Source organism: Pseudarthrobacter sp. PH31-O2, assembly GCF_030063265.1.
Lineage (GTDB): Bacteria > Actinomycetota > Actinomycetes > Actinomycetales > Micrococcaceae > Arthrobacter.
The window spans coordinates 668,173-688,193 of record NZ_JASIST010000001.1; the positions used below are offsets into that span (position 1 = coordinate 668,173).

General features: G+C 63.5%; 21 protein-coding genes. 12 read left to right on the forward strand and 9 right to left on the reverse strand.

Annotated elements, in window-relative coordinates; genetic code table 11:
• Positions 1-50: 50 nt before the first annotated feature.
• Positions 51-1,124: a quinone-dependent dihydroorotate dehydrogenase gene (locus QMG72_RS03010; protein ID WP_283479615.1), complete on the forward strand. Its 1,074-nt coding sequence runs from the start codon at positions 51-53 to the stop codon at positions 1,122-1,124.
• An 87-nt stretch (positions 1,125-1,211) separates the two neighbouring features.
• Here the strand turns inward: QMG72_RS03010 and QMG72_RS03015 are convergent, their stop codons facing one another.
• Entirely contained in the window at positions 1,212-1,811 is a 600-nt protein-coding gene (locus QMG72_RS03015) for a DUF3043 domain-containing protein (RefSeq protein ID WP_226775179.1), read from the reverse strand.
• A gap of 105 nt (positions 1,812-1,916) precedes the next feature.
• On the opposite strand from QMG72_RS03015, the gene QMG72_RS03020 reads away from it, so the two are divergent.
• The 5 genes from QMG72_RS03020 (at position 1,917) to QMG72_RS03040 (ending at position 7,117) form a co-directional block, all read left to right on the forward strand.
• Complete coding sequence (locus QMG72_RS03020) at positions 1,917-3,347, forward strand: dipeptidase (RefSeq protein WP_282360634.1); 1,431 nt, start codon at positions 1,917-1,919, stop codon at positions 3,345-3,347.
• Between the two features lie 171 nt (positions 3,348-3,518).
• Positions 3,519-3,908 carry a HesB/IscA family protein gene (locus QMG72_RS03025; RefSeq protein ID WP_226775181.1) on the forward strand — a complete coding sequence of 130 codons (390 nt, stop codon included), beginning with the start codon at positions 3,519-3,521 and terminating at the stop codon, positions 3,906-3,908.
• A 200-nt stretch (positions 3,909-4,108) separates the two neighbouring features.
• A complete protein-coding gene (gene ctaC, locus QMG72_RS03030; protein WP_253032724.1) occupies positions 4,109-4,981 on the forward strand; it encodes an aa3-type cytochrome oxidase subunit II in 873 nt (290 codons plus the stop codon).
• A gap of 10 nt (positions 4,982-4,991) precedes the next feature.
• On the forward strand, positions 4,992-6,719 hold the full coding sequence (gene ctaD, locus QMG72_RS03035; RefSeq protein ID WP_253032725.1) for an aa3-type cytochrome oxidase subunit I: 1,728 nt from the start codon (positions 4,992-4,994) through the stop codon (positions 6,717-6,719).
• The gene (locus QMG72_RS03040) at positions 6,716-7,117 is read left to right on the forward strand and encodes a cytochrome c oxidase subunit 4 (RefSeq protein ID WP_226772978.1); all 402 of its coding nucleotides are present in this window, start codon (positions 6,716-6,718) and stop codon (positions 7,115-7,117) included. The genes ctaD and QMG72_RS03040 overlap by 4 nt, the downstream gene beginning before the upstream one ends.
• Positions 7,118-7,235: 118 nt before the next feature.
• Here the strand turns inward: QMG72_RS03040 and QMG72_RS03045 are convergent, their stop codons facing one another.
• A complete protein-coding gene (locus QMG72_RS03045) occupies positions 7,236-7,529 on the reverse strand; it encodes an HPr family phosphocarrier protein (RefSeq protein WP_283479618.1) in 294 nt (97 codons plus the stop codon).
• Between the two features lie 164 nt (positions 7,530-7,693).
• Between QMG72_RS03045 and QMG72_RS03050 the strand changes: the two genes are divergently transcribed.
• Positions 7,694-8,485 (forward strand): GntR family transcriptional regulator, encoded by a 792-nt coding sequence (locus QMG72_RS03050; RefSeq protein ID WP_226772975.1) that lies wholly within the window; start codon positions 7,694-7,696, stop codon positions 8,483-8,485.
• 314 nt (positions 8,486-8,799) lie between these two features.
• On the opposite strand, the gene qcrB is transcribed toward QMG72_RS03050, so the two are convergent.
• The 4 genes from qcrB to ctaE all read right to left on the reverse strand — a co-directional run bounded on the left by qcrB (position 8,800) and on the right by ctaE (position 13,139).
• Entirely contained in the window at positions 8,800-10,479 is a 1,680-nt protein-coding gene (qcrB, locus tag QMG72_RS03055; protein WP_282359905.1) for a cytochrome bc1 complex cytochrome b subunit, read from the reverse strand.
• Positions 10,457-11,527, reverse strand: a complete 1,071-nt coding sequence (gene qcrA, locus QMG72_RS03060) for a cytochrome bc1 complex Rieske iron-sulfur subunit (protein ID WP_226772972.1) — start codon at positions 11,525-11,527, stop codon at positions 10,457-10,459. Before qcrA ends, qcrB begins: the two co-directional genes overlap by 23 nt.
• A gap of 101 nt (positions 11,528-11,628) precedes the next feature.
• Positions 11,629-12,414, reverse strand: coding sequence for a cytochrome bc1 complex diheme cytochrome c subunit (gene qcrC, locus QMG72_RS03065; protein ID WP_226772971.1), 786 nt, complete (start codon positions 12,412-12,414; stop codon positions 11,629-11,631).
• Positions 12,415-12,500: 86 nt separating this feature from the next.
• On the reverse strand, positions 12,501-13,139 hold the full coding sequence (gene ctaE, locus QMG72_RS03070) for an aa3-type cytochrome oxidase subunit III (protein ID WP_446698744.1): 639 nt from the start codon (positions 13,137-13,139) through the stop codon (positions 12,501-12,503).
• 148 nt (positions 13,140-13,287) lie between these two features.
• Here ctaE and trpD point away from each other — a divergent pair, with 148 nt between their 5' ends.
• Positions 13,288-14,346 (forward strand): anthranilate phosphoribosyltransferase, encoded by a 1,059-nt coding sequence (gene trpD / locus QMG72_RS03075; protein WP_226772969.1) that lies wholly within the window; start codon positions 13,288-13,290, stop codon positions 14,344-14,346.
• A gap of 56 nt (positions 14,347-14,402) precedes the next feature.
• Here the strand turns inward: trpD and QMG72_RS03080 are convergent, their stop codons facing one another.
• Both QMG72_RS03080 and QMG72_RS03085 read right to left on the reverse strand, forming a co-directional pair.
• Positions 14,403-14,684, reverse strand: a complete 282-nt coding sequence (locus QMG72_RS03080; protein ID WP_226772968.1) for an Lrp/AsnC family transcriptional regulator — start codon at positions 14,682-14,684, stop codon at positions 14,403-14,405.
• 99 nt (positions 14,685-14,783) lie between these two features.
• Complete coding sequence (locus tag QMG72_RS03085) at positions 14,784-15,224, reverse strand: DUF3054 domain-containing protein (RefSeq protein WP_226772967.1); 441 nt, start codon at positions 15,222-15,224, stop codon at positions 14,784-14,786.
• Between the two features lie 319 nt (positions 15,225-15,543).
• Between QMG72_RS03085 and QMG72_RS03090 the strand changes: the two genes are divergently transcribed.
• From QMG72_RS03090 to QMG72_RS03105, 4 genes are all read left to right on the forward strand, one after another.
• On the forward strand, positions 15,544-15,846 hold the full coding sequence (locus tag QMG72_RS03090) for a DUF4193 domain-containing protein (protein WP_226772966.1): 303 nt from the start codon (positions 15,544-15,546) through the stop codon (positions 15,844-15,846).
• Between the two features lie 196 nt (positions 15,847-16,042).
• On the forward strand, positions 16,043-16,279 hold the full coding sequence (locus QMG72_RS03095; RefSeq protein WP_226772965.1) for a hypothetical protein: 237 nt from the start codon (positions 16,043-16,045) through the stop codon (positions 16,277-16,279).
• A gap of 220 nt (positions 16,280-16,499) precedes the next feature.
• The gene (locus QMG72_RS03100) at positions 16,500-16,676 is read left to right on the forward strand and encodes a hypothetical protein (protein ID WP_226772963.1); all 177 of its coding nucleotides are present in this window, start codon (positions 16,500-16,502) and stop codon (positions 16,674-16,676) included.
• On the forward strand, positions 16,673-17,590 hold the full coding sequence (locus tag QMG72_RS03105; protein WP_226772961.1) for a cation diffusion facilitator family transporter: 918 nt from the start codon (positions 16,673-16,675) through the stop codon (positions 17,588-17,590). The genes QMG72_RS03100 and QMG72_RS03105 overlap by 4 nt, the downstream gene beginning before the upstream one ends.
• Before the next feature lie 19 nt (positions 17,591-17,609).
• On the opposite strand, the gene QMG72_RS03110 is transcribed toward QMG72_RS03105, so the two are convergent.
• On the reverse strand, positions 17,610-20,003 hold the full coding sequence (locus QMG72_RS03110) for an ATP-binding cassette domain-containing protein (protein WP_226772960.1): 2,394 nt from the start codon (positions 20,001-20,003) through the stop codon (positions 17,610-17,612).
• Positions 20,004-20,021: the final 18 nt, after the last annotated feature.

Here is a 20,021-nt window from a genome sequence, read left to right on the forward strand (position 1 = left end):
AGGGAGTACACGGGTTTGGTCTGGACCGCCGCAACCGCAAAACTAGAGCCATGCGCGTATATCCGACATTCTTCCGACTGGCCTTTTTATGGATGGACGCCGAACGCGCCCACAAGATTGGCTTCCGGGCTATCCGGCTTGTCCACAGCTGCGGCGCGGGGCGTGTGCTCCAGCGGTTCACAGTGCCGGCAGCGTCACTAAAGACCCAGGCATTTGGCTTGACCTTCCCGTCGCCGTTTGGCCTGGCGGCGGGCTTCGACAAAGAGGGTCACGGAATCGAAGCCCTGACCGAGCTGGGCTTTGGCCATGTTGAGGTTGGCACCATCACCGGCCAGGCCCAGCCTGGGAACCCCGCTCCGCGGCTCTTTCGCTTGGTCGAGGACCGGGCAGTGATCAACCGGATGGGCTTCAACAATGACGGGGCCGCCGCCGTGGCGCCCCGCCTGAAGTCGGCCCGGGCCGCCCTGCAGCGCCGGTACCCGGGGGTCCGCCCCGTCATTGGGGTCAACATCGGCAAGAGCAAGGTGGTGGAACTTTCGGACGCGGCCGCCGACTACCTCATCAGCGCCCGCAGCCTGGCGCCCGCCGCCGATTACCTCGTGGTCAACGTCAGCTCCCCGAACACCCCGGGTCTGCGGTTGCTGCAGGACGTTCAGACGCTGGGCCCGCTGCTGACGGCAGTTGGGGAAGCCGCGGACCACGCTGCAGGGCGCCATGTTCCCTTGCTGGTCAAGATTGCCCCGGACCTCAGCGATGAGGACATCGACGACGTCGCGCGCCTGGCCCTGGACCTGAAACTTGACGGAATTATCGCCACCAACACCACCGTTGCCCGGACCGGGCTGTCCGCGGGTCCGGACAAGGTTGCAGCCTGCGGCGCCGGCGGGCTGTCCGGGGCACCGCTGAAGCAACGGTCGTTGGAAGTGCTGGCCAGGCTCAAGGCGGCAACCGGCGGCAGACTGGCACTCATCTCGGTCGGCGGGGTCGAAACGGCGCAGGACGTGCAGCAGCGGCTCGACGCGGGCGCCACCCTTGTGCAGGGATACACGGCGTTCCTTTACGAAGGACCATTTTGGGCCGCCCGCATCAACCGGCAACTGGCCAAGCACCCCTCCCGGCGTTAAGCGGCCCATTCCCGCCCGGGTGTCCCGGGTCGGGGACGACAGAGCCCCCGGCAGTCCAACTGCCGGGGGCTCTGGTGCGCAGGGGGATCAGGCCGGGTAGTCGCCGCGCTTGACCAGGGGCTTGGGAAGGCGCAGGCGGCGGAACTGCAGCGAGCGCATGGAGCCGTACCATACGGTCCCGCGCTCCACGTCGCCGAACTTCTCCGCCAGGCGCTTCTTGAGCTTCCGGGACAGGATAAAGACGTCGACGAAGACTGCCAGGAACATTACCCAAAACCCGCCCAGGACATAGATCATCTGGGCGCTGGAGGCGGGGACCAGCAACGAGATGACCACAAAGAGGAGCGCACCGAACATCAGGTACTCGCCAAGGCTGAAGCGGGCATCCACATAGTTGCGGGCGAAACGCTTCTGTGGACCTTTGTCCCGCAGCGGCAGGTACTTCTCGTCGCCGGTGTCCATGGCCTGCCGCATTTTCAGCCGCTGCTCCTGGACCGCCGTGCGTTCCGCGGCTTTGGAGGCCTTGCGGTCCTCCGGCACTAGCGGGCGCTTGCGGGCGGCCACCTGCGCGCTGCGCTTGGGCGTGGGCGCGCCCTTGCCGAGGGCGGCGTCCCGGGCATTTGCCCCGGCCGCCTGCTGGTCAACAATGTCCTGCGCCGATGGCGCTTCTTTTTTACGTCCAAACACCACTACAGAATACCCCGGGGCGCAGGGCGCGAGACCCAGCGCACACACGATGCGATAGGCCCTGCCTGGTTTGCAGTGATCGACGGCGCAGGTAGTGTCTTGGCCATGACTTCATCACCCATGGGGAACCCAAAAACCGTGCCTGGCCGTGTCGGAAACGTCGACACTGAAGCCCTCCGGCAAGCCGTTACCGAAACGTTCGACACGACGATCGCCCAGTTGACGGAGCTCGTCGCCATCCCGGGCATCGCCTGGCCCAGCTTTGACCCTGCGCCGTTGAACGCCAGCGCCGAGGCCGTCGCACAGCTGGTCCGTGCCACCGGCTTCGAAGAGGTGCGGACCTTGCGTTGCGACAAGGAGGACGGTACGCCCGGTGGGCCGGCCGTCGTCGCCCGCCGGCCGGCCGCCCCGGGCAAACCGACAATCCTGCTCTACGCCCATCACGATGTGCAGCCCACCGGCGACCTGGCGCTGTGGACGACCGAGCCGTTCACCGCCGTCGAGCGCGACGGGCGCCTCTACGGACGCGGCGCGGCCGACGACAAGGCCGGAATTATGGCCCACATCGCTGCTTACTCGGCCGTGACCCGCGTGCTGGGCGACGAACTTGGCCTCGGCGTGACCTTCTTCTTCGAGGGCGAGGAGGAAGCCGGGTCACCAACGTTCCGGACTTTCCTGGAAACGCATCAGGAGCTGCTGCGCGCAGACGTGATTGTAGTGGCCGACTCCAGCAACTGGAAGGTCGGCATTCCCGCCCTGACCACCAGTCTCCGCGGCCTGGTTGACGGCACTATCGAGGTGAAGGTCCTTGACCACGCCGTCCACTCGGGGATGTTCGGTGGCCCGGTGCTGGACGCTCCGACGCTGCTGTCGCGGCTGATTGCTACTCTGCACGACGACGACGGGAACGTCGCCATCGACGGGCTGGTCAGCCGGGACGAGGTCGCTGTGGACCTTTCCGAAGCCGAATACCGCGCAGACGCTTCGGTGCTCGACGGCGTCCGGCTCGCCGGCACAGGCACGATTGCCTCCCGGATGTGGACCAAACCGGCACTGTCGATCATCGGCTTCGATGCCCCCGCGGTCGACGTTGCCTCCAACACCCTGCTGCCGCGCGCGCGGGCCAAGTTCAGCCTGCGGCTCGCCCCAGGACAGGACCCGGCCGAAGCGATGGACGCCGTCCGCCGGCATGTCGAAGCCAACGCGCCGTTCGGCGCGCACGTGGTCTTCACCCCGGGGGAGAGCGGCAACGCTTTCCTCACGGACACCTCTTCCAAAGCGGCCAGCGTCGCGATGTGGGCGCTCGGCGAGGCCTGGGGCGTCCCTGCGGTGGAGACCGGCATCGGCGGTTCGATACCCTTTATCGCGGATCTGACTGAGCTGTACCCGGATGTACAGATCCTGGTCACTGGCGTTGAGGATCCCGATTCCCGGGCGCACAGTGCGAACGAATCCCTGCACCTGGCCGACTTCCGGAACGCCATCGTTGCGGAGGCCCTGATGCTGGCCCGGCTGAACGCTGACGGGCTGGCCTAGGCGGGCGGGCCGGGTGTCTGTCCAGGGAACATCCGGCCCGCTTGGACGGTTGGCTCAGGAGTTAGAGCTACACGGCTGATCGACGTAGCATGTAGCTATAGCCCGTACCGTATAAGTAGGGGCGGGTGCCGCGGGAGCGGCGCCGCCACCACCGTCGTTAGAAGGTAGGCCATGAGCACTACAACCAATGAAAACAGCACCGACACCACCGCCGAGGCGGGCACGGAACTGGCAGCGCACGAGGTCAAACTGACCGACGTGGCGGCCGGCAAGGTCCGCAGCCTGCTGGAGCAGGAGGGCCGCACCGATCTGCGCCTCCGCGTGGCCGTGCAGCCCGGCGGTTGCTCCGGCCTGATCTACCAGCTTTATTTCGATGAGCGGCTCCTCGACGGCGACGCCGTCCGCGACTACGACGGAGTTGAAGTTGTGGTCGACAAAATGAGTGTGCCGTACCTCAGCGGAGCCAGCATCGACTTCGAAGACACCATCTCTAAGCAGGGCTTTACGATCGACAACCCCAACGCCGGCGGGTCCTGCGCCTGCGGCGATTCTTTCCACTAAAGCCGGCGAATCCGCCCGGGCTTAGTGCCGCAGGATCCACAACGAGCGGGGCCCTTAAAAAGGTCCCGACGCACTGCGCGGACATGTGGGCGAAAACTCGCGGGGAGCGGTAAGCTCTACACCGAGTAGTAAAACTTTTCGGCTGCCCCGTCCGCGATTTTGCGGCCCGGGGCAACAGCAACAAGTAGGAAGGGCCGTCTGTGAGTTCGCAGAACCGAACCGGCAGCCGACGCAAACAGATCACTACGATCACTGGCTTGGCACTCGCCGGCGCGTTGGCTTTGACTGGATGTTCACCAGAGGTACAGAAAGGGTGGTTGCCCACTGAGCGTGGCACCACCAACCACACTGACCGCATCATGGACCTCTGGGTCAACTCATGGATTGCCGCGCTGATTGTAGGCGTCATTACCTGGGGCCTGATGATCTGGTGCATCGTCGCCTACCGGCGCCGTAAAGGCACCGTTGGGTTCCCCCGGCAGAACAGCTTCAATCTGCCCCTTGAGGTTTTCTACCTGACGATCCCGCTGTTTATGGTTCTGGTCTTCTTTTACTTCACTGACAACGACCAGCAGGCCATCGACAACCGGTCGGTACCTGCCGACGTTGTCGTTGACGTCCGCGGCAAGCAGTGGGCCTGGGACTTCAACTACAAAAAGGGCGACGTCATCCAGGAGGATGTCCACGAAGCCGGAGTCCAGGCTCACCTGACGGGCAACGATGTGGACAAGGAAAAGCTGCCCACCCTGTACCTGCCCGTGGACAAGTCCGTTGACCTGGAACTGAACGCCCGCGACGTCATCCACTCTTTCTGGGTTCCCGCCTTCCTGCAGAAGCGCGACATGATTCCCGGGAAGACCAACTACATCAGGTTCACCCCGACTAAAGAGGGAACCTACGACGGCAAGTGCGCCGAACTCTGCGGCGAGTACCACTCCGAAATGCTGTTCCGCGTGAAGGTCGTTTCCGAAGCCGAATTCCAGTCGCACTTGGAGCAGCTGCGCCAGGATGGCAACACGGGCCTCCTCGGCGAAGAGTACGACCGCAACCCGGCCCCGGCCGAGAACAAGTAAGGGGAGCGACGTGGCAACTACCTATTCCCAGCCCACCGGGATCCTTGGGGCTCCCGTAGTACCGAAATCCAAGGGACGCATTGTCGTCAACTGGATCACCTCGACTGACCATAAGACCATCGGGTACATGTACCTGATTGCCTCTTTTGTGTTCTTTTGCTTCGGCGGTGTGATGGCGCTGTTGATCCGTGCCGAGCTGTTCGAACCGGGTATGCAGATCCTGCAGACCAAGGAGCAGTACAACCAGCTCTTCACGATGCATGGCACGGTGATGCTGCTGATGTTCGCGACGCCGCTGTTCGCGGGCTTCGCGAACGTGATTATGCCGCTGCAGATCGGTGCCCCCGACGTCGCCTTCCCGCGGCTGAACGCGCTGGCCTTCTGGTTTTTCCTCTTCGGCTCCACTATCGCCGTGTCCGGGTTCATCACTCCGCAGGGTGCGGCGTCGTTTGGCTGGTTTGCTTATGCGCCGTTGTCCAACACGACGTTCAGCCCCGGTGTGGGCGGGGACTTGTGGGTCTTTGGCCTGGCGCTGTCCGGTTTCGGTACCATCCTTGGCGCGGTGAACTTCATCACCACGGTTATTTGCATGCGTGCCCCGGGTATGACCATGTGGCGGATGCCGATTTTCACCTGGAACATCCTGGTGACGGCGATCCTGGTGCTGATGGCGTTCCCGCCGCTGGCCGCGGCGCTGTTCGCGCTCGGTGCTGACCGCCGCTTCGGGGCGCATATTTTTGATCCGGAGAACGGCGGCGCGGTCCTCTGGCAGCACCTGTTCTGGTTCTTCGGCCACCCCGAGGTTTACATCATTGCCCTGCCGTTCTTCGGCATCGTTTCGGAGATTTTCCCGGTCTTCAGCCGCAAGCCGATCTTCGGCTACAAGGGCCTGGTCTATGCAACGATTTCCATTGCCGCGCTGTCCGTGACCGTGTGGGCGCACCACATGTACGTGACCGGCTCGGTGCTGCTGCCGTTCTTCTCATTTATGACCATGTTGATTGCCGTTCCGACCGGGGTGAAGTTCTTCAACTGGATCGGCACCATGTGGCGGGGATCGATTACCTTTGAGACGCCGATGTTGTGGAGCCTGGGCTTCCTGGCGACCTTCCTGTTCGGCGGCCTGACCGGCATCATCCTGGCTTCGCCGCCGCTGGACTTCCATGTCTCCGATTCCTACTTTGTGGTGGCTCACTTCCACTACGTGGTCTTCGGCACCGTGGTGTTCGCGATGTTCGCCGGGTTCTATTTCTGGTGGCCGAAGTTCACCGGGAAGATGCTCAACGAGCGCCTCGGCAAGATCCATTTTTGGATGCTGTTCCTGGGCTTCCACGGCACCTTCCTGATCCAGCACTGGCTCGGCGTGGAGGGTATGCCGCGCCGCTATGCGGACTACATGCCGCAGGATAACTTCACCTGGATGAACCAGTTCTCCACCTACTCCTCGTTCCTGCTTGGCGCGTCGCTGATCCCGTTCTTCTGGAACGTCTACATCACCTGGCGCAGCAACGAACGCGTCGAAGTGGACGATCCGTGGGGCTTTGGCGCCTCTCTGGAGTGGGCCACCTCCTGCCCGCCGCCGCGGCACAACTTCACCTCGTTGCCGCGGATCCGCTCCGAGCGACCCGCCCTGGACCTCCACCACCCGGAGCTCTCCCAGTCCTACACGGTCGATACCTCCGATTCCCCGGCCGCAGCCGTGCTGGGTAACGCCGACCAGAAGGACAACGCCAAGTGAAGATTGAATCAAGGGTTTTTGGCCTCGGAGTCTTCTTTTTCGTCCCGGTGTCAGTGGTCTACGGGTTTCTGACCGGCTGGACTGAGTACGTTGGGTTCCTCGGAATTATGCTGGTCGCCGGCCTGGCAGGCATGATCGGTGCCTACCTTTCGTTCACGGGCAAGCGGGTCGGGATGCGTCCCGAGGACCGCAGCGACGCCGAAATCCATGAGGGCGCCGGTGAACAGGGTCACTTCAGCCCCTGGAGCTGGTGGCCCCTGGTTCTCGGTACGGCGTGCGCCACCGGCTTCCTTGGGATGGCGGTGGGTTTCTGGATCGTCTACATCGGTGCCGGCCTCGCCGTCGTAGCCCTCGTAGGCTGGGTCTACGAGTACAGCCGCGGAGATCACGCGCACTAAGGTCCGCACGGACGCGAACATGGATTCAACGGCAGCGGGCCCCACCATCGAGGTGGGGCCCGCTGCCGTTAACGCTTCCTGTTGGACGGGGCGGCGGCCGAGTCTCCGGTCGGGGCACCTAGCCGGCCAGGGATGACTCCACCAGGTCCCTGAGACTCTCCAGGGCCTTCTCTACGGCGGCAGGGCTGCGTTGATGCGGGAGGGATTCATCGGCGATGGAGAGCTCTACTGTGCACCCGAAGCGGAAGTCCTCGGTCATCACTTCCAGCAGTGAGCGGGCGTCGACGGCGGGCCTGCCGTCCCTGCTGATGGTGACGGGAAGCCCAGTGGTGAGGACTGCACGCACGAACCGGGCGGCCGGTCTGGCATGCAGTCCAACACGGGCCCTGACGATTGCGGTCCGAACAGGCAATGGTCTTCCTTTATCTCGCAACGGGAATTTCGGCCGGCGGGGGACCAGCGCATTCAAGCCTATCGGCGGGCGGCCCCGCGGGCGAACCTATACTGCTTGGTGGTCTAGACCGGGGTCAGGCATGGCCTAATCTTGAGGTATGGCTCATTCGGGAAGGCAGTGAAATGGCGCCCACTGATGCTTCGCGCATGGACGGTGAAATCGACCGTCACAACGGAACGCCCATTTACGTCCAGCTGAGGGAGATCATCAGGGCGCACATCGTAAGTGTTTGCCCGCCGGGCTCGGCGCTTCCCTCGGAGCGGGATCTCGCATTGCGTTTTGGTCTGGCCCGGATGACGGTACGCCAAGCCATTGATGCCCTCGTCGGCGAGGAAGTCATCGAACGTGTTGTGGGGCTGGGCACTTTTGTCCGAAAGCCGAAACTGGACCTTCAGGTCAAGCTCACTTCCTACAGCGAAGAAATGCAGCGCCGCGGCATGGTTCCCGCGGCTAAGGTGCTTAGCTTTGAGCAGATCGGTGCGAGCGCATTCCTGGCCCGTGAATTGCAGCTCGAGGAGGGGACACCCTTGGTGCGCTTCCGGCGGCTGCTGCTTGCCGATAGCGAGCCCATGAGCGTGGACGAGAATTTCATTCCGGCCCACCGGGTACCGGGCCTGCTCGACGGCGAACCGCCCACCTCGCTCTACAACGTCCTCAGCGAACGGTACGGACTGGTGATGGAGTGGGGAGAAGACATGATCGAGGCCACGGCTGCGTCGCCGTCAACGTCTCGTTTGCTCAACGTGGAGGTTGGGTCTCCGCTGCTGAAAATCCAGCGTCATGCCTTTGTGGCTCGGGCCATGGTTGATTACTCGGTGTCGTACTACCGGGCCGACCGGTACAAGCTGTGGGTGCCGCTGCAGCGGCCCGGTGTCCGCCCGACACGCAACTACGCCTCGGGATACCGCCCCTAGCAGCCCTTGGGCGCGCTGATCCTTCACCGCCCCTCGTGTGGGGCCTTGTGGGCTGTCCTAGGTGTGGCCAGTGGGCATGTCCTGTGGCGGGATCCGGCAGTGGACATATTGGCCTTGTGCGCTGTCCTTGCTGTGACCAGTGGGCATGTCCTGCGGGCCGATGGTCGCCGTCCGGACGGTGGCCCGGACACTTGGGAACAAAACAACTCGGGAACCACAACGAGGCGCCGGTCAAGTGGATGAGGGGCTAAGGCAATACACAAAAAAGGCCCGGTCCTGTAGGACCGGGCCTTTCTGCGGATCACTGCAGCAGGTTAGTGGCTGAGTGTCTTTTGATTATCCGCTGTTTCAATTGCTTCGTGCCCGCCGTGGGCCCCGTGGGCAGCTGCCAGTTCAGCGGGAGTTGCCGGCGCGACGCGGTCCTCAAAGAACAGCTGCGACAGCTTGGCACGGCGCTTTTCCGTTCTGTCGACGACTCCGTGTGCGTTCGGCTCCGCGGGCAACGGAGACGGTGACTCGAAGCCTACGAGCTTGTAGCGCTTGTACTCATCCAGCGGGGCGTGGACCTCGATGAATTCACCGTGCGGGAGCCGCACGATGCGGCCGGTTTCGCGGCCGTGCAAGGCTATCTCGCGGTCCTTGCGCTGCAGGGCCAGAGCAACGCGCTTGGTGACTATAAAGGCGAGGATCGGGCCGATGAAGAACAGCGCGCGCAGCCAGTAGGTGACATCGTTGAGCGACACGTGGAAGTGCGTTGCAATGAGGTCCGAACCGGCGGCCGCCCACATCACGCAGTACCAGACGAACCCGGCCATGCCGATGGCCGTCCGGGTCGGCGCATTGCGGGGACGGTCCAGGACGTGGTGCTCGCGGTTGTCCTTGGTGATCCAGCGTTCAATCCAAGGGTACGTGAACATAAGGGTGAACAAGATGCCGGCCGGGACCAGCGCCGGCAGCAGGACGTTGAACGTAAACACGTGACCGAACCAGATCTGCTCGACATGCCAGTCGCCGAAGGTGCCCGGCATCAGGCGCAGGGCGCCGTCAACAAAACCGATGTACCAGTCGGGCTGGGTGCCGGCGGACACGGGGGAGGGGTCGTACGGGCCGTAGTTCCAGATCGGGTTGATGGTGAAGAAGCCAGCCATCAGCGCAACGACACCAAAGACGATGAAGAAGAAGCCGCCGGCCTTCGCAGCGTAGACCGGGCCAAGCGGGTAGCCCACGACGTTGCCGTCGTTGCGTCCCGGGCCGGGGTACTGGGTGTGCTTGTGCACCACAACCATAAACAGGTGGAGCACGATCATCAGGAGGATGAGCGCCGGAACGAGCAGGATGTGCAGCATGTACAAGCGGCCGATTATGGCCGTGCCCGGAAATTCCCCGCCGAAGAGGAAGAAGGAGATGTACGTGCCGATCACCGGGATTGACTTGATAACGCCGTCGATGATTCGCAGGCCGTTTCCGGACAGCAGATCATCGGGGAGGGAGTAGCCCGTGAAGCCGGCAGCCATTGCGAGGATGAGCAGCACGCTGCCCACCACCCAGTTCATTTCACGCGGTTTGCGGAAGGCGCCGGTAAAGAACACACGGAGCATATGCACCGAGACGGAAGCAACAAACAGCAGCGCGGACCAGTGGTGGACCTGGCGCATAAACAGGCCGCCACGAACGTCGAAGGAGATGTCCAGCGACGAGCTGTACGCGACGGACATTTCGACGTTCTTCAGCGGCGTGTAGGAACCCGAATAGTGGGTCTCTGCCATGGAGGGATCGAAGAAGAACGTCAGGAACGTTCCCGAGAGAAGCAGGATGACGAATGAATAAAGAGCCACTTCGCCGAACATAAACGACCAGTGGTCCGGGAAGACCTTCCGGCCGAATTCTCGAAGCATACCGGAGCCGCCAACACGCTGGTCGACGAAATCGGTAATGCGGCCGCCTTTAGTTGTGGCGACAAAGACCGGTGCCTCAGGCGTTGTTGCTGCGCTCATGCTCATCACGCTCCCAATAGCTAGGTCCAACAGGTTCATGGAAGTCGCTGGTGGCGACAAGGTAGCCCTCGGCGTCGACTGCAATGGGCAGCTGGGGGAGAGGACGGCTGGCCGGGCCAAAGATAACCTTGCATTCCCGGGTGAGGTCGAAGGTTGACTGGTGGCACGGGCACAGCAGGTGGTGCGTCTGCTGCTCGTACAGGGCAACGGGGCAGCCAACGTGAGTGCAGATCTTGGAGTACGCGACGATGCCGTTGTAGCCCCAGTCCTCACGCCCGGCGGACGGGTTCAGCGACTCAGGATTGAGACGCATCAGCAGAACGACGGACTTTGCCTTCTCGTTCAGCTTGCCTTCGCTCAGCTCGTTCAGCCCTTCAGGGATGACGTGGAAGGCCGAGCCGATGGTGACATCCGAGGCCTTGATGGGCGTGCCGTCGGGGTCGCGGGTAAGCCGCTTGAGCTTACCCTCCTCGGGCGCCCACATGGTGTGAGCCAGAGCCTTATCAGGACGGGGACCCAGGTCGCCGAAGACGGCAAGGGCAGGCAGCGGCGCCAGCGCGACGGCGCCCAGCAGGGTGTTGCGGATCAGGGGCCGGCGCTTGATGCCAGTTTCCTCAACGATGTCGTCGACGATGCGGACGGCGGCCTGGCGGTCTTCTTCGGTGCGGATCGCGTGGCGCTCTTCCGACACTTCATGGTCCGGCATAAGGGCCTTGGCCCAGTGCACAATGCCGGTACCGATGCCGAGCATCGCAAAGGCCGTGCCGATGCCGAGTAGCGCGTTCTGCAACCGGATCGTCGCGATCGCGGTGTCATCTCCCAGATCGATGGCGAAGTAAGCCACCAAAAATATCAGGGTGCCAACGACTGAGATACCGAAAAGAAGGGCTACCTGCCGTTCTGCTCGCTTTGCGGCCTTCGGGTCCGTGTCGGCCAGGCGCAAACGGTGCGGAGGAAGTCCAGGGTCCTGGAACTTCTCCACCTCATTTTGACCAGCCGTAGCTACGGTGCCCGAGTGGTTCGGACTGCCGTCACTATGGTTGCCCATAATTCGCCTCATCCCTCTCTCGTCTCGGCGATTGCCGAGTTAGCTTTCAATTCAAACTGCCGACGGGTCAGCAGCAAAACTCTTACAGGTGCAACAGGTGGCTAGGACGTCCGGGACGTCAGCCAGATGGTGAAGGCGATGATAACGCCGAGGCCGGCGATCCAGACAAACAGACCTTCCGACACCGGGCCCAAGGCGCCCAGATCAGCACCGCCGGGAGACCCGTTGGCTTCGATCTGCTTCAGGAAAGTGATGATGTCTCGCTTACCTTCGGGGGAAACGTTGGCATCGCTGAAGACCGGCATGTTCTGCGGGCCGGTGACCATTGCTTCGTAGATGTGCTTGCCGGTGACGTCGGCCAGGGCCGGGGCGAACTTGCCACGGGTCAGGGCCCCTCCGGCAGCTGCGGCGTTGTGGCACATGGCGCAGTTTGTGCGGAACAGCTCGCCACCCTTGGCGGCGTCTCCCTTTTCATCGAGGACACCTGCCTCGGGAATGGACGGGCCGGGGCCGAGCGAGGCAACGTATGCGGAAAGCTGGTGGGTCTGCTCTTCGTTGAACTGGGCCGGCTTCTTGTACGCCTGCGGGCCGTTCATCTGCATGGGCATACGGCCCGTACCGACCTGGAAGTCGACGGCTGCGGCGCCGACGCCTACCAGGGACGGTCCGGACTGGGACCCGCTGGCACCCATGCCGTGGCAGGTGGCGCAGTTGGCGGCGAAGAGCTTGCCGCCCTCCTCTGCGTCGTTGGCGCTGAAGCTGGTGGTGGCCTTGGCCTGGTTGACGGTCGTGGCAACGGCGTACAGCCCACCAGTGACCAGGAGGCCCATCAGCAGCAGTGCAATTGCTGCCAGCGGGTGACGTCGCTTCTGCGAGAGTGCCTTCACGTGGTGGTTCCTTTATTCGATCGTGCGTTGGCTCCGGGAGCCGCTTCTTGAAATTCTACCTCTTGTAGAAAGAGTGGCAAGTGGTGCTACTTGAGGACATAGATGACCAGGAAGAGCCCGATCCAGACGACGTCAACGAAGTGCCAGTAATACGAGGTGACGATCGCTGAGGTCGCTTCGAAGTGGCCGAACTTCTTCGCCGCGAAGGACCGTCCCATTATGAGGAGGAAGGCAACCAGGCCGCCGATAACGTGCAGGCCGTGGAACCCGGTGGTGATGTAGAACGCCGAGCCATAAGCGTTGGAGGAGAGGGAAACATGCTCGGAAACGAGCATGGCGTACTCGGTTGCCTGGCCGGCCACGAAGAAGGAACCCATGATGAAAGTCACGGTGAACCATTCGTTCATTCCCCAGCGGGTGAAGCTGAGGGGGCCGCCGCTTCGGCGCGGCTGAAGCCGCTCAGCGGCGAAGACGCCCATCTGGCAAGTAAAGGAACTGGCCACGAGGACGATCGTGTTGACGAGCGCAAAGGGAAAGTTGAGCTTGGCTGTCTCTTCGGCCCACATTTGTCCGGAAGTCGAACGGAGTGTGAAGTACATGGCGAAGAGACCGGCGAAGAACATCAACTCACTGGACAGCCAGACTACGGTTCCAACAGAAACCATGTTCGGGCGATTCAGCGTCGGGTGCGCCGGGGTACTGGGGGCATGGGTCGCAGATGTCACATAGACATTATGTCTATAAAAGTCCCTGCTGCCCAACGCAAACCGCGTTTTGGGAGGACTTTTTCTACAAAGACGCGAATTCGAGCGGAAAAGTTCCCGGAGCGGTTCACATTGGTCATTGCGGTGCGCACCTCGATAGCATCGGAACGTGACTTCTCAGGCATCTGCACAGGCGGCAGTCAACTCGTGGCCGCGGCTCATCAAGGCACTCATCGACGGTACCGATCTCACGGCCGGCAGCACCGAGTGGGCGATGAACTCGATCATGTCCGGGGAAGCGACGCCCGTCCAGGTTGCAGGCTTCCTCGTGGCCCTGCGTGCCAAGGGCGAGACCGTGGATGAACTCGTGGGCCTGGTGGCGGCCATGATCGCGAACGCGAGTCCCATGGACATCTCCGGGCAGAAGCTGGACATCGTCGGAACCGGCGGTGACCAGCAGAACACCGTCAACATCTCCACCATGGCGGCACTCATTGCCGCCGGCGCCGGTGCCAAGGTGGTCAAGCACGGTAACCGTGCTGCCTCTTCGACCTCCGGGTCCGCGGACGTGCTTGAAGCCCTGGGTGTGCGGCTGGACCTGCCGATCCCGAGGGTGGCCCTTAACGCTGAGGAGGCAGGCATCACCTTCTGCTTCGCCCAGGTGTTCCATCCGTCCATGCGCCACGCGGCCGTTGCCCGCCGTGAACTCGGGGTCCCCACGGCGTTCAACTTCCTGGGTCCGATGACCAACCCCGCTAACGTGCAGGCCTCAGCGGTCGGCGTCGCCAACGTGCGGATGGCTCCGCTGGTGGCGGGGGTGCTGGCCAAGCGCGGGAGCCGGGGCCTGGTGTTCCGCGGGAATGACGGACTGGACGAGCTGACCACTACCGGCCCGTCGCGGGTGTGGGAAATCAGGAACGGCGAGGTGACCGAGGAGATGTTCGACCCGCGCGGGCTGGGCATCCGCCAGGCAACTCTTGAGGAGCTGCGCGGCGGGGACGCCGCGGCCAACGCCGCCGTCGTCCGGTCCGTTCTCTCCGGTGCGCAGGGACCGGCACGGGACGCTGCACTGCTGAACGCTGCCGCCGGACTCGTGGCGTTTGATCTGGACGCGGCCGGCCCGTTCAACGAACGGATGGCCGCGGCCCTCAAGCGCGCGGAAGAGTCTGTCCAGTCTGGTGCTGCTACTGCCGTGCTTGACCGCTGGGTCGCACTTTCCCGTAACTGACCCGCAGGCGTAACTGGCCCGCAGGCCGGCCCGTAAGCGGGCAAGCCTGCGGGAACCTACTCGTCGAAGCCGAGTGCGAAGGCTGCGTCCAGGTCATGCTGTGAATAGGCTCGGAAGGCGATCTGGGTGGTCGTGTGCACCACTCCGGAGACCTTGGAGAGCCTGTCCGCGATAACGTCCGCGAGGTCTTCATGCTTCGGAACCCGTGCGATCGCAATGAGATCCCATTCGCCGGTCACGGAGTAGACCTCGCTGATCCCCTGGATAGCGGAGATTTCTTCCGCGGTTTCCGGGATGCGGGAAGCATCTGTCTTAATCAGGACGAAAGCGGTGACCACGTGTGAGCCTTTCCGGATCTGTTGCGTCGTTGCCGGCCAACTTCAGCGCTCCCGTTGGGTGCTTCGGGGCCCCGGCCGTGTCACTGCCAGCCTAGTCCATCACGCCCGGCGACGGCGTGTGGTGAACCGCCGGACGCCGGCAGCTATCAGGCGGTATCCGAGCAGCAAAAGGCCCAGGCTGAGCAGGGCCACGATGATAAATGGCAGGACTACAGTTTGCCCTGTCACCGCCCGCAGGAGCATACCTACCGTCACCGCGCCGAGCCACACGGCGACGCCTGCGGGTGCCAGGGACAAGGGCGAGCGCCAGAGTCGCAAGACCAGCCAGGCCAGGGCCGCTCCTGCGAGGAAAGGCCAAGCGGTGGCGAACACGCCGGTGACGACGTCCCCGCGCTGATGGGCGTCCCGGCCGATGGCAGCGAAGAGCAGGATCAGAACGGCGTCGGCACCGGCGGCCAACACCGCTGAGCGCCGTGTCCGGGGCAGTAGAGGGCGGCCGGTACCGGAGGTCCGGGGGAGCGGGGACGTTGTGGAAGACATGCTGCCAAGCCTAGCGGCGCTGTCGTTGAAGCCGGTTATCAGCACAGGCTGGTTCAATGCGGCACAGCGGGGCTGCCCCCGGCGGGCTGGCCGGCGCGTGCAGAACGAGGCCGCTGGCTGGCGGAGTGCAGAACCGGGCGCGAATCTTGCCGCATGGCAGGTCGGCCTGGCGCACGCAAACGGCAGTGGAGTCCACCGGCCGCTAGGACCGAAGCGGGGGACGACGGCTTCCGGCTCCCGAAGCAGGGAGGGAATATCAGGGCCATGGTGTAGGTTGCAGTTTCGTTAGTTAAGCACGACAGAAAAGAGAAGGACTCCCGTGGCAACCGATTACGACGAAGTACGTTCCGACGTTAAGGAATCACAGGACCGCTCGTTGGAGGCGCTGCAGTCCGCGAACGCCCCGGATGCCCGCAGCGTTGTCCGCGAGCTGGACGAATCCGATGCACTGGATGAAGGCATTACCCCCGGCGGTGAGTTTGTGGCCGAGGAACTCATTGTGCAGGTGATACCCCAGGCCGAGGATGAATTCACCTGTTACTCGTGTTTTCTGGTCCGGCACCGGTCCCAGCTGGCACGCAAGAAAAACGGCCACTCGTACTGCACGGAGTGCGAAGGATAGGACGGCCGTGTACCCGCTGCCGGGGGAGCGGCCCGCACCTTCGGTAGCGCTCGAAGCGGCCGTCCTTGGCGATATCTGAACCCTGGGTGGTGTGGGGGAGCTGCGGCCCGGAGTGCAGGCCGAACGCGATTGCCGGGTAGCTGGATTTCGCTCCAGCTGTCGGGTAAACGGATTGCCGAAGTGGCAGACTTTGGTTATGAGCATCGAGCAGTGGTGGCCGAAGCTGGCACCCGCAACGCGGGACTGGCTGATTGAGAACAACGGCGGCGCCGTCCCGGCCGAGATGGTTGCCGAGATTACGCAGGCCGGTGGGGTCGTCGATTCCGGAGCGTGGTGGTCTGGTGAGTACCGGGCCGGTGACTTCTATTTCTCCGACGAGGGTGTGGACTGGATCGAGGCCGTCGGCAATGGCGAAGTCCCCGAACCGCGCTGAACGGCAGAACGCAGGAGGATTCGGCAGACACCACATATTACCGGTCCACTTCCCCCGGCAATTTGCGACTACTTGACATAATGTTGATTATCGGCGTTTTCTGCAACGCTGGAAGTGGCCTTGGATCCAGCGTGACTCGCGCAAGTTGCGCGGCTTTGCCTCGCCGGGACGTTGCGCAACCCAAAGCCGCCGGATCCACGACCTTCTGTATCCTTTCAGCATGCGTATTCCGTTCAGCACCGACGTCCCGGCCCGCCTCGGAAAGTCCCTGGCGGCTCCGTGCAGGGCTGCGATCCTGAGCGTTGAATCCCTCGACAGCTGCGCTGAACCACGCCGCCCGCAGGTCCAGTTCGACGCCGGCAGCAACACAGCGTGCACCGTAGGGACACTCGTATGAGCGGGCATGATCACGATCACGGTGCAATCGCTGCCGGGAACCGCGCCAAGCTGATCCTGGTCTTTGCCATCACTTTCACCGTGATGGTCGCTGAAATCATCGGGGCTGTCCTGACGGGAAGCCTGGCGCTTCTGGCTGACGCGGGCCACATGTTCACCGACTCCACCGGACTGCTGATCGCCCTCATCGCGGCCTCCCTGGCGTTAAAACCGGCAACCCTCAAACGCACCTGGGGCTACAAACGCGCCGAAATCATCGCCGCCGCCGGTCAGGCGGCGCTGCTGCTCGGCGTCGGAGGATTCGTCATCGTGGAAGGTATCCGGCGGCTGATCGTGCCTGCCGAAGTCGGCGGCGGCACCATGCTGTGGTTCGGCATCATCGGGCTGGCCGGGAACGCCGTGGGACTGGTTGTCCTCGCGTCCGGGCGGAACCACAACTTCAACATGAAGGCGGCGTTCCTGGAAGTACTCAACGACGCCCTCGGTTCCGTTGCCGTCATTGTTGCGGCCATCATTATCGCCGTCACCGGTTGGGTCCAGGCAGACGCCGTTGTGTCGCTGCTGATTGGGGCGCTTATCATCCCGCGAACCCTGAAACTGCTTCGCGACACCGTTAATGTGCTGATGGAAAACGCCCCGCAGGGCCTGGATATGGCCCAGGTCCGCGAACACATCCTCGCACTCCCCCATGTCATCGACGTCCACGATCTGCATGCCTCACTGGTGGCCTCCGGCACACCCGTCCTCTCGGCGCACGTCACCGTCGAGGACGGGTGTATGACGGACGGCCACGCGGGAACCATTTTGGCGGAGCTGCAGCGCTGCGTCGCCGAACACTTCGACGTCAGTATCGAACACTCCACGTTCCAAATTGAGCCGGCCGCGCACCGCGACCAGGAGAGCATTCCGCACTGACTTGAGGTACCTGGTGCTTTCAGGCGCTGACGTAGGCCGCGAGGTGCTGGCCCGTGAGGGTGGAACGGGCCGCGACGAGGTCCGCCGGTGTGCCCTCGAACACGATCCTGCCGCCGTCGTGTCCGGCGCCGGGTCCGAGGTCGATAATCCAGTCGGCGTGCGCCATCACGGCCTGGTGATGCTCGATGACGATGACTGACTTGCCGGAGTCCACAAGCCGGTCCAGCAGACCGAGCAGCTGCTCGACGTCGGCAAGGTGGAGGCCGGTCGTCGGCTCGTCAAGGACGTAGATGCTGCCCCGCTCGGCCATCTGGGTGGCCAGTTTGAGCCGCTGCCGTTCCCCGCCTGAGAGGGTGGTGAGCGGCTGCCCGAGGCTGATGTATCCCAGCCCGACGTCGGAAAGCCGGGTGAGGATCTTATGGGCCGCCGGGACCGCCGCCTCCGCGGACTCGAAGAACCCGGCCGCTTCGGTCACCGGCATGGCCAGCACCTCGGCAATGTTCCGGCCACCCAGGGTGAAATCCAGCACAGACGCAAGGAACCGCTTGCCCTGGCATTCCTCGCAGCTGGACTCGACAGTCGCCATAACGCCCAGTTCGGTGTAGATCACACCGGCACCGTTGCAGGCGGGGCAGGCGCCCTCGGAGTTGGCGCTGAAGAGTGCCGGCTTAACGCCGTTGGCCTTGGCGAACGCCTTGCGGATCGGCTCGAGCAGTCCGGTGTAAGTCGCCGGGTTGCTCCGGCGTGAACCGCGGATGGCTCCCTGGTCGATCACCACGACGCCGTCCCGGCCGGCAATCGAGCCCTGGACCATCGAGCTCTTGCCGGAACCGGCGACGCCGGTGAGCACACACAGGACGCCGAGCGGAATGTCCACGTCGACGTCCTTGAGGTTGTGCGTCGCCGCGCCGCGGACTTCCATCGCAGCCGGCGATGTACGCACGGACTCCTTCAGCGTGGCCCGGTCGTCGAAATGGCGGCCGGTTGTGGTGTCGCTCCCCCGCAGCCCGTCCACGCTGCCTTCAAACACCACCTCGCCGCCGCCCGTGCCGGCGCCGGGACCAAGGTCGACGACGTGGTCCGCGATCGAGATGGTTTCAGGCTTGTGCTCCACCACAAGCACGGTGTTGCCCTTGTCCCGCAACTGCAGCAGCAGCCGGTTCATCCGTTCGATGTCATGCGGGTGCAGGCCGATCGTCGGTTCGTCGAACACGTATGTAACATCCGTGAGCGAGGAGCCGAGGTGCCGGATCATCTTGGCGCGCTGCGCCTCTCCCCCGGACAGGGTTCCGGCCGGCCGGTCCAGCGAGAGGTAGCCGAGCCCGATCTCCGCGAATGAATCCAGAAGGTGCTGCAGCCCGGTGAGCAGCGGGGCCACTGACGGCTCGTCCAGATCCCGGACCCAGCCGGCGAGGTCGCTAATCTGCAGGGCGCAGACGTCAGCAATGTTCTTGCCGTTGATCTTCGAGGAACGCGCCTCTTTGCTGAGCCGGGTTCCGTCACACTCCGGGCAGGTCGTGAAGGTGACGGCCCGCTCGACGAAGGCGCGGATGTGTGGCTGCATGGCTTCCGGGTCCTTGGCCAGCATGGATTTCTGGATCTTGGGGATCAGCCCCTCGTAGGTCAGGTTGATTCCTTCGACCTTGATCTTGGTCGGCTCTTTGTAGAGCAGATCGTGCAGCTGCTTCTTGGTGAACTTGCCGATCGGCCGGTCCATGTCGAAGAATCCGGAGCCGCCGAAAATGCGGCCGAACCAGCCGTCCATGCTGTAGCCGGGGATGGTCAGTGCACCTTCGTTGAGGGACTTGCTGTCGTCGTACAGCGCCGAGAGATCAAAATCGGTGACCGAGCCCAAGCCCTCGCAGCGCGGACACATGCCGCCCTGGTAGACCACGTCCCGCACCACGTTCCGCTCGACCCTGCCGCCCTTTTCGGTACTCATCACTCCGCTCGCCTTGCGCGTCGGGACGTTAAACGCGAACGCGGTGGGCGAGCCGATGTATGGCTGTCCGAGCCGGCTGAAGAGGATGCGCAGCATCGCGTTGGCGTCGGTGGCGGTACCCACTGTGGAGCGCGGGTTGGCGCCCATCCGCTCCTGGTCGACGATGATCGCTGTGGTGAGGCCCTCCAGGATGTCGACGTCCGGCCGTGCCAGTGAAGGCATAAAGCCCTGCACAAAGGCGCTGTACGTCTCGTTGATCATCCGCTGCGACTCCGCGGCGATAGTCGCGAACACCAGCGAGCTTTTTCCGGAGCCGGAGACCCCGGTGAACACCGTGAGCCGCCGTTTCGGGATCTCCAGGTTAATGTCCTTGAGATTGTTCTCGCGTGCACCTACCACCCGGATCAGATCGTGGCGGTCCGCAACGTGCAGCGCGGGCGACTGGGTATCCGGCGTCGGTGCCGTGCTCATTGTGACTCCATCCCGTGG

Excerpts from the sequence above, each read along its gene's own strand:
- QMG72_RS03010 (WP_283479615.1), top strand. The coding sequence starts at position 51 with ATGCGCGTATATCCGACATTCTTCCGACTGGCCTTTTTATGGATGGAC.
- QMG72_RS03020 (WP_282360634.1), top strand. The coding sequence starts at position 1,917 with ATGACTTCATCACCCATGGGGAACCCAAAAACCGTGCCTGGCCGTGTC.
- QMG72_RS03025 (WP_226775181.1), top strand. The coding sequence starts at position 3,519 with ATGAGCACTACAACCAATGAAAACAGCACCGACACCACCGCCGAGGCG.
- QMG72_RS03050 (WP_226772975.1), top strand. The coding sequence starts at position 7,694 with ATGGCGCCCACTGATGCTTCGCGCATGGACGGTGAAATCGACCGTCAC.
- qcrB (WP_282359905.1), bottom strand. The coding sequence starts at position 10,479 with ATGAGCGCAGCAACAACGCCTGAGGCACCGGTCTTTGTCGCCACAACT.
- qcrA (WP_226772972.1), bottom strand. The coding sequence starts at position 11,527 with ATGGGCAACCATAGTGACGGCAGTCCGAACCACTCGGGCACCGTAGCT.
- QMG72_RS03085 (WP_226772967.1), bottom strand. The coding sequence starts at position 15,224 with ATGTCTTCCACAACGTCCCCGCTCCCCCGGACCTCCGGTACCGGCCGC.
- QMG72_RS03095 (WP_226772965.1), top strand. The coding sequence starts at position 16,043 with ATGAGCATCGAGCAGTGGTGGCCGAAGCTGGCACCCGCAACGCGGGAC.
- QMG72_RS03100 (WP_226772963.1), top strand. The coding sequence starts at position 16,500 with ATGCGTATTCCGTTCAGCACCGACGTCCCGGCCCGCCTCGGAAAGTCC.
- QMG72_RS03105 (WP_226772961.1), top strand. The coding sequence starts at position 16,673 with ATGAGCGGGCATGATCACGATCACGGTGCAATCGCTGCCGGGAACCGC.
- QMG72_RS03110 (WP_226772960.1), bottom strand. The coding sequence starts at position 20,003 with ATGAGCACGGCACCGACGCCGGATACCCAGTCGCCCGCGCTGCACGTT.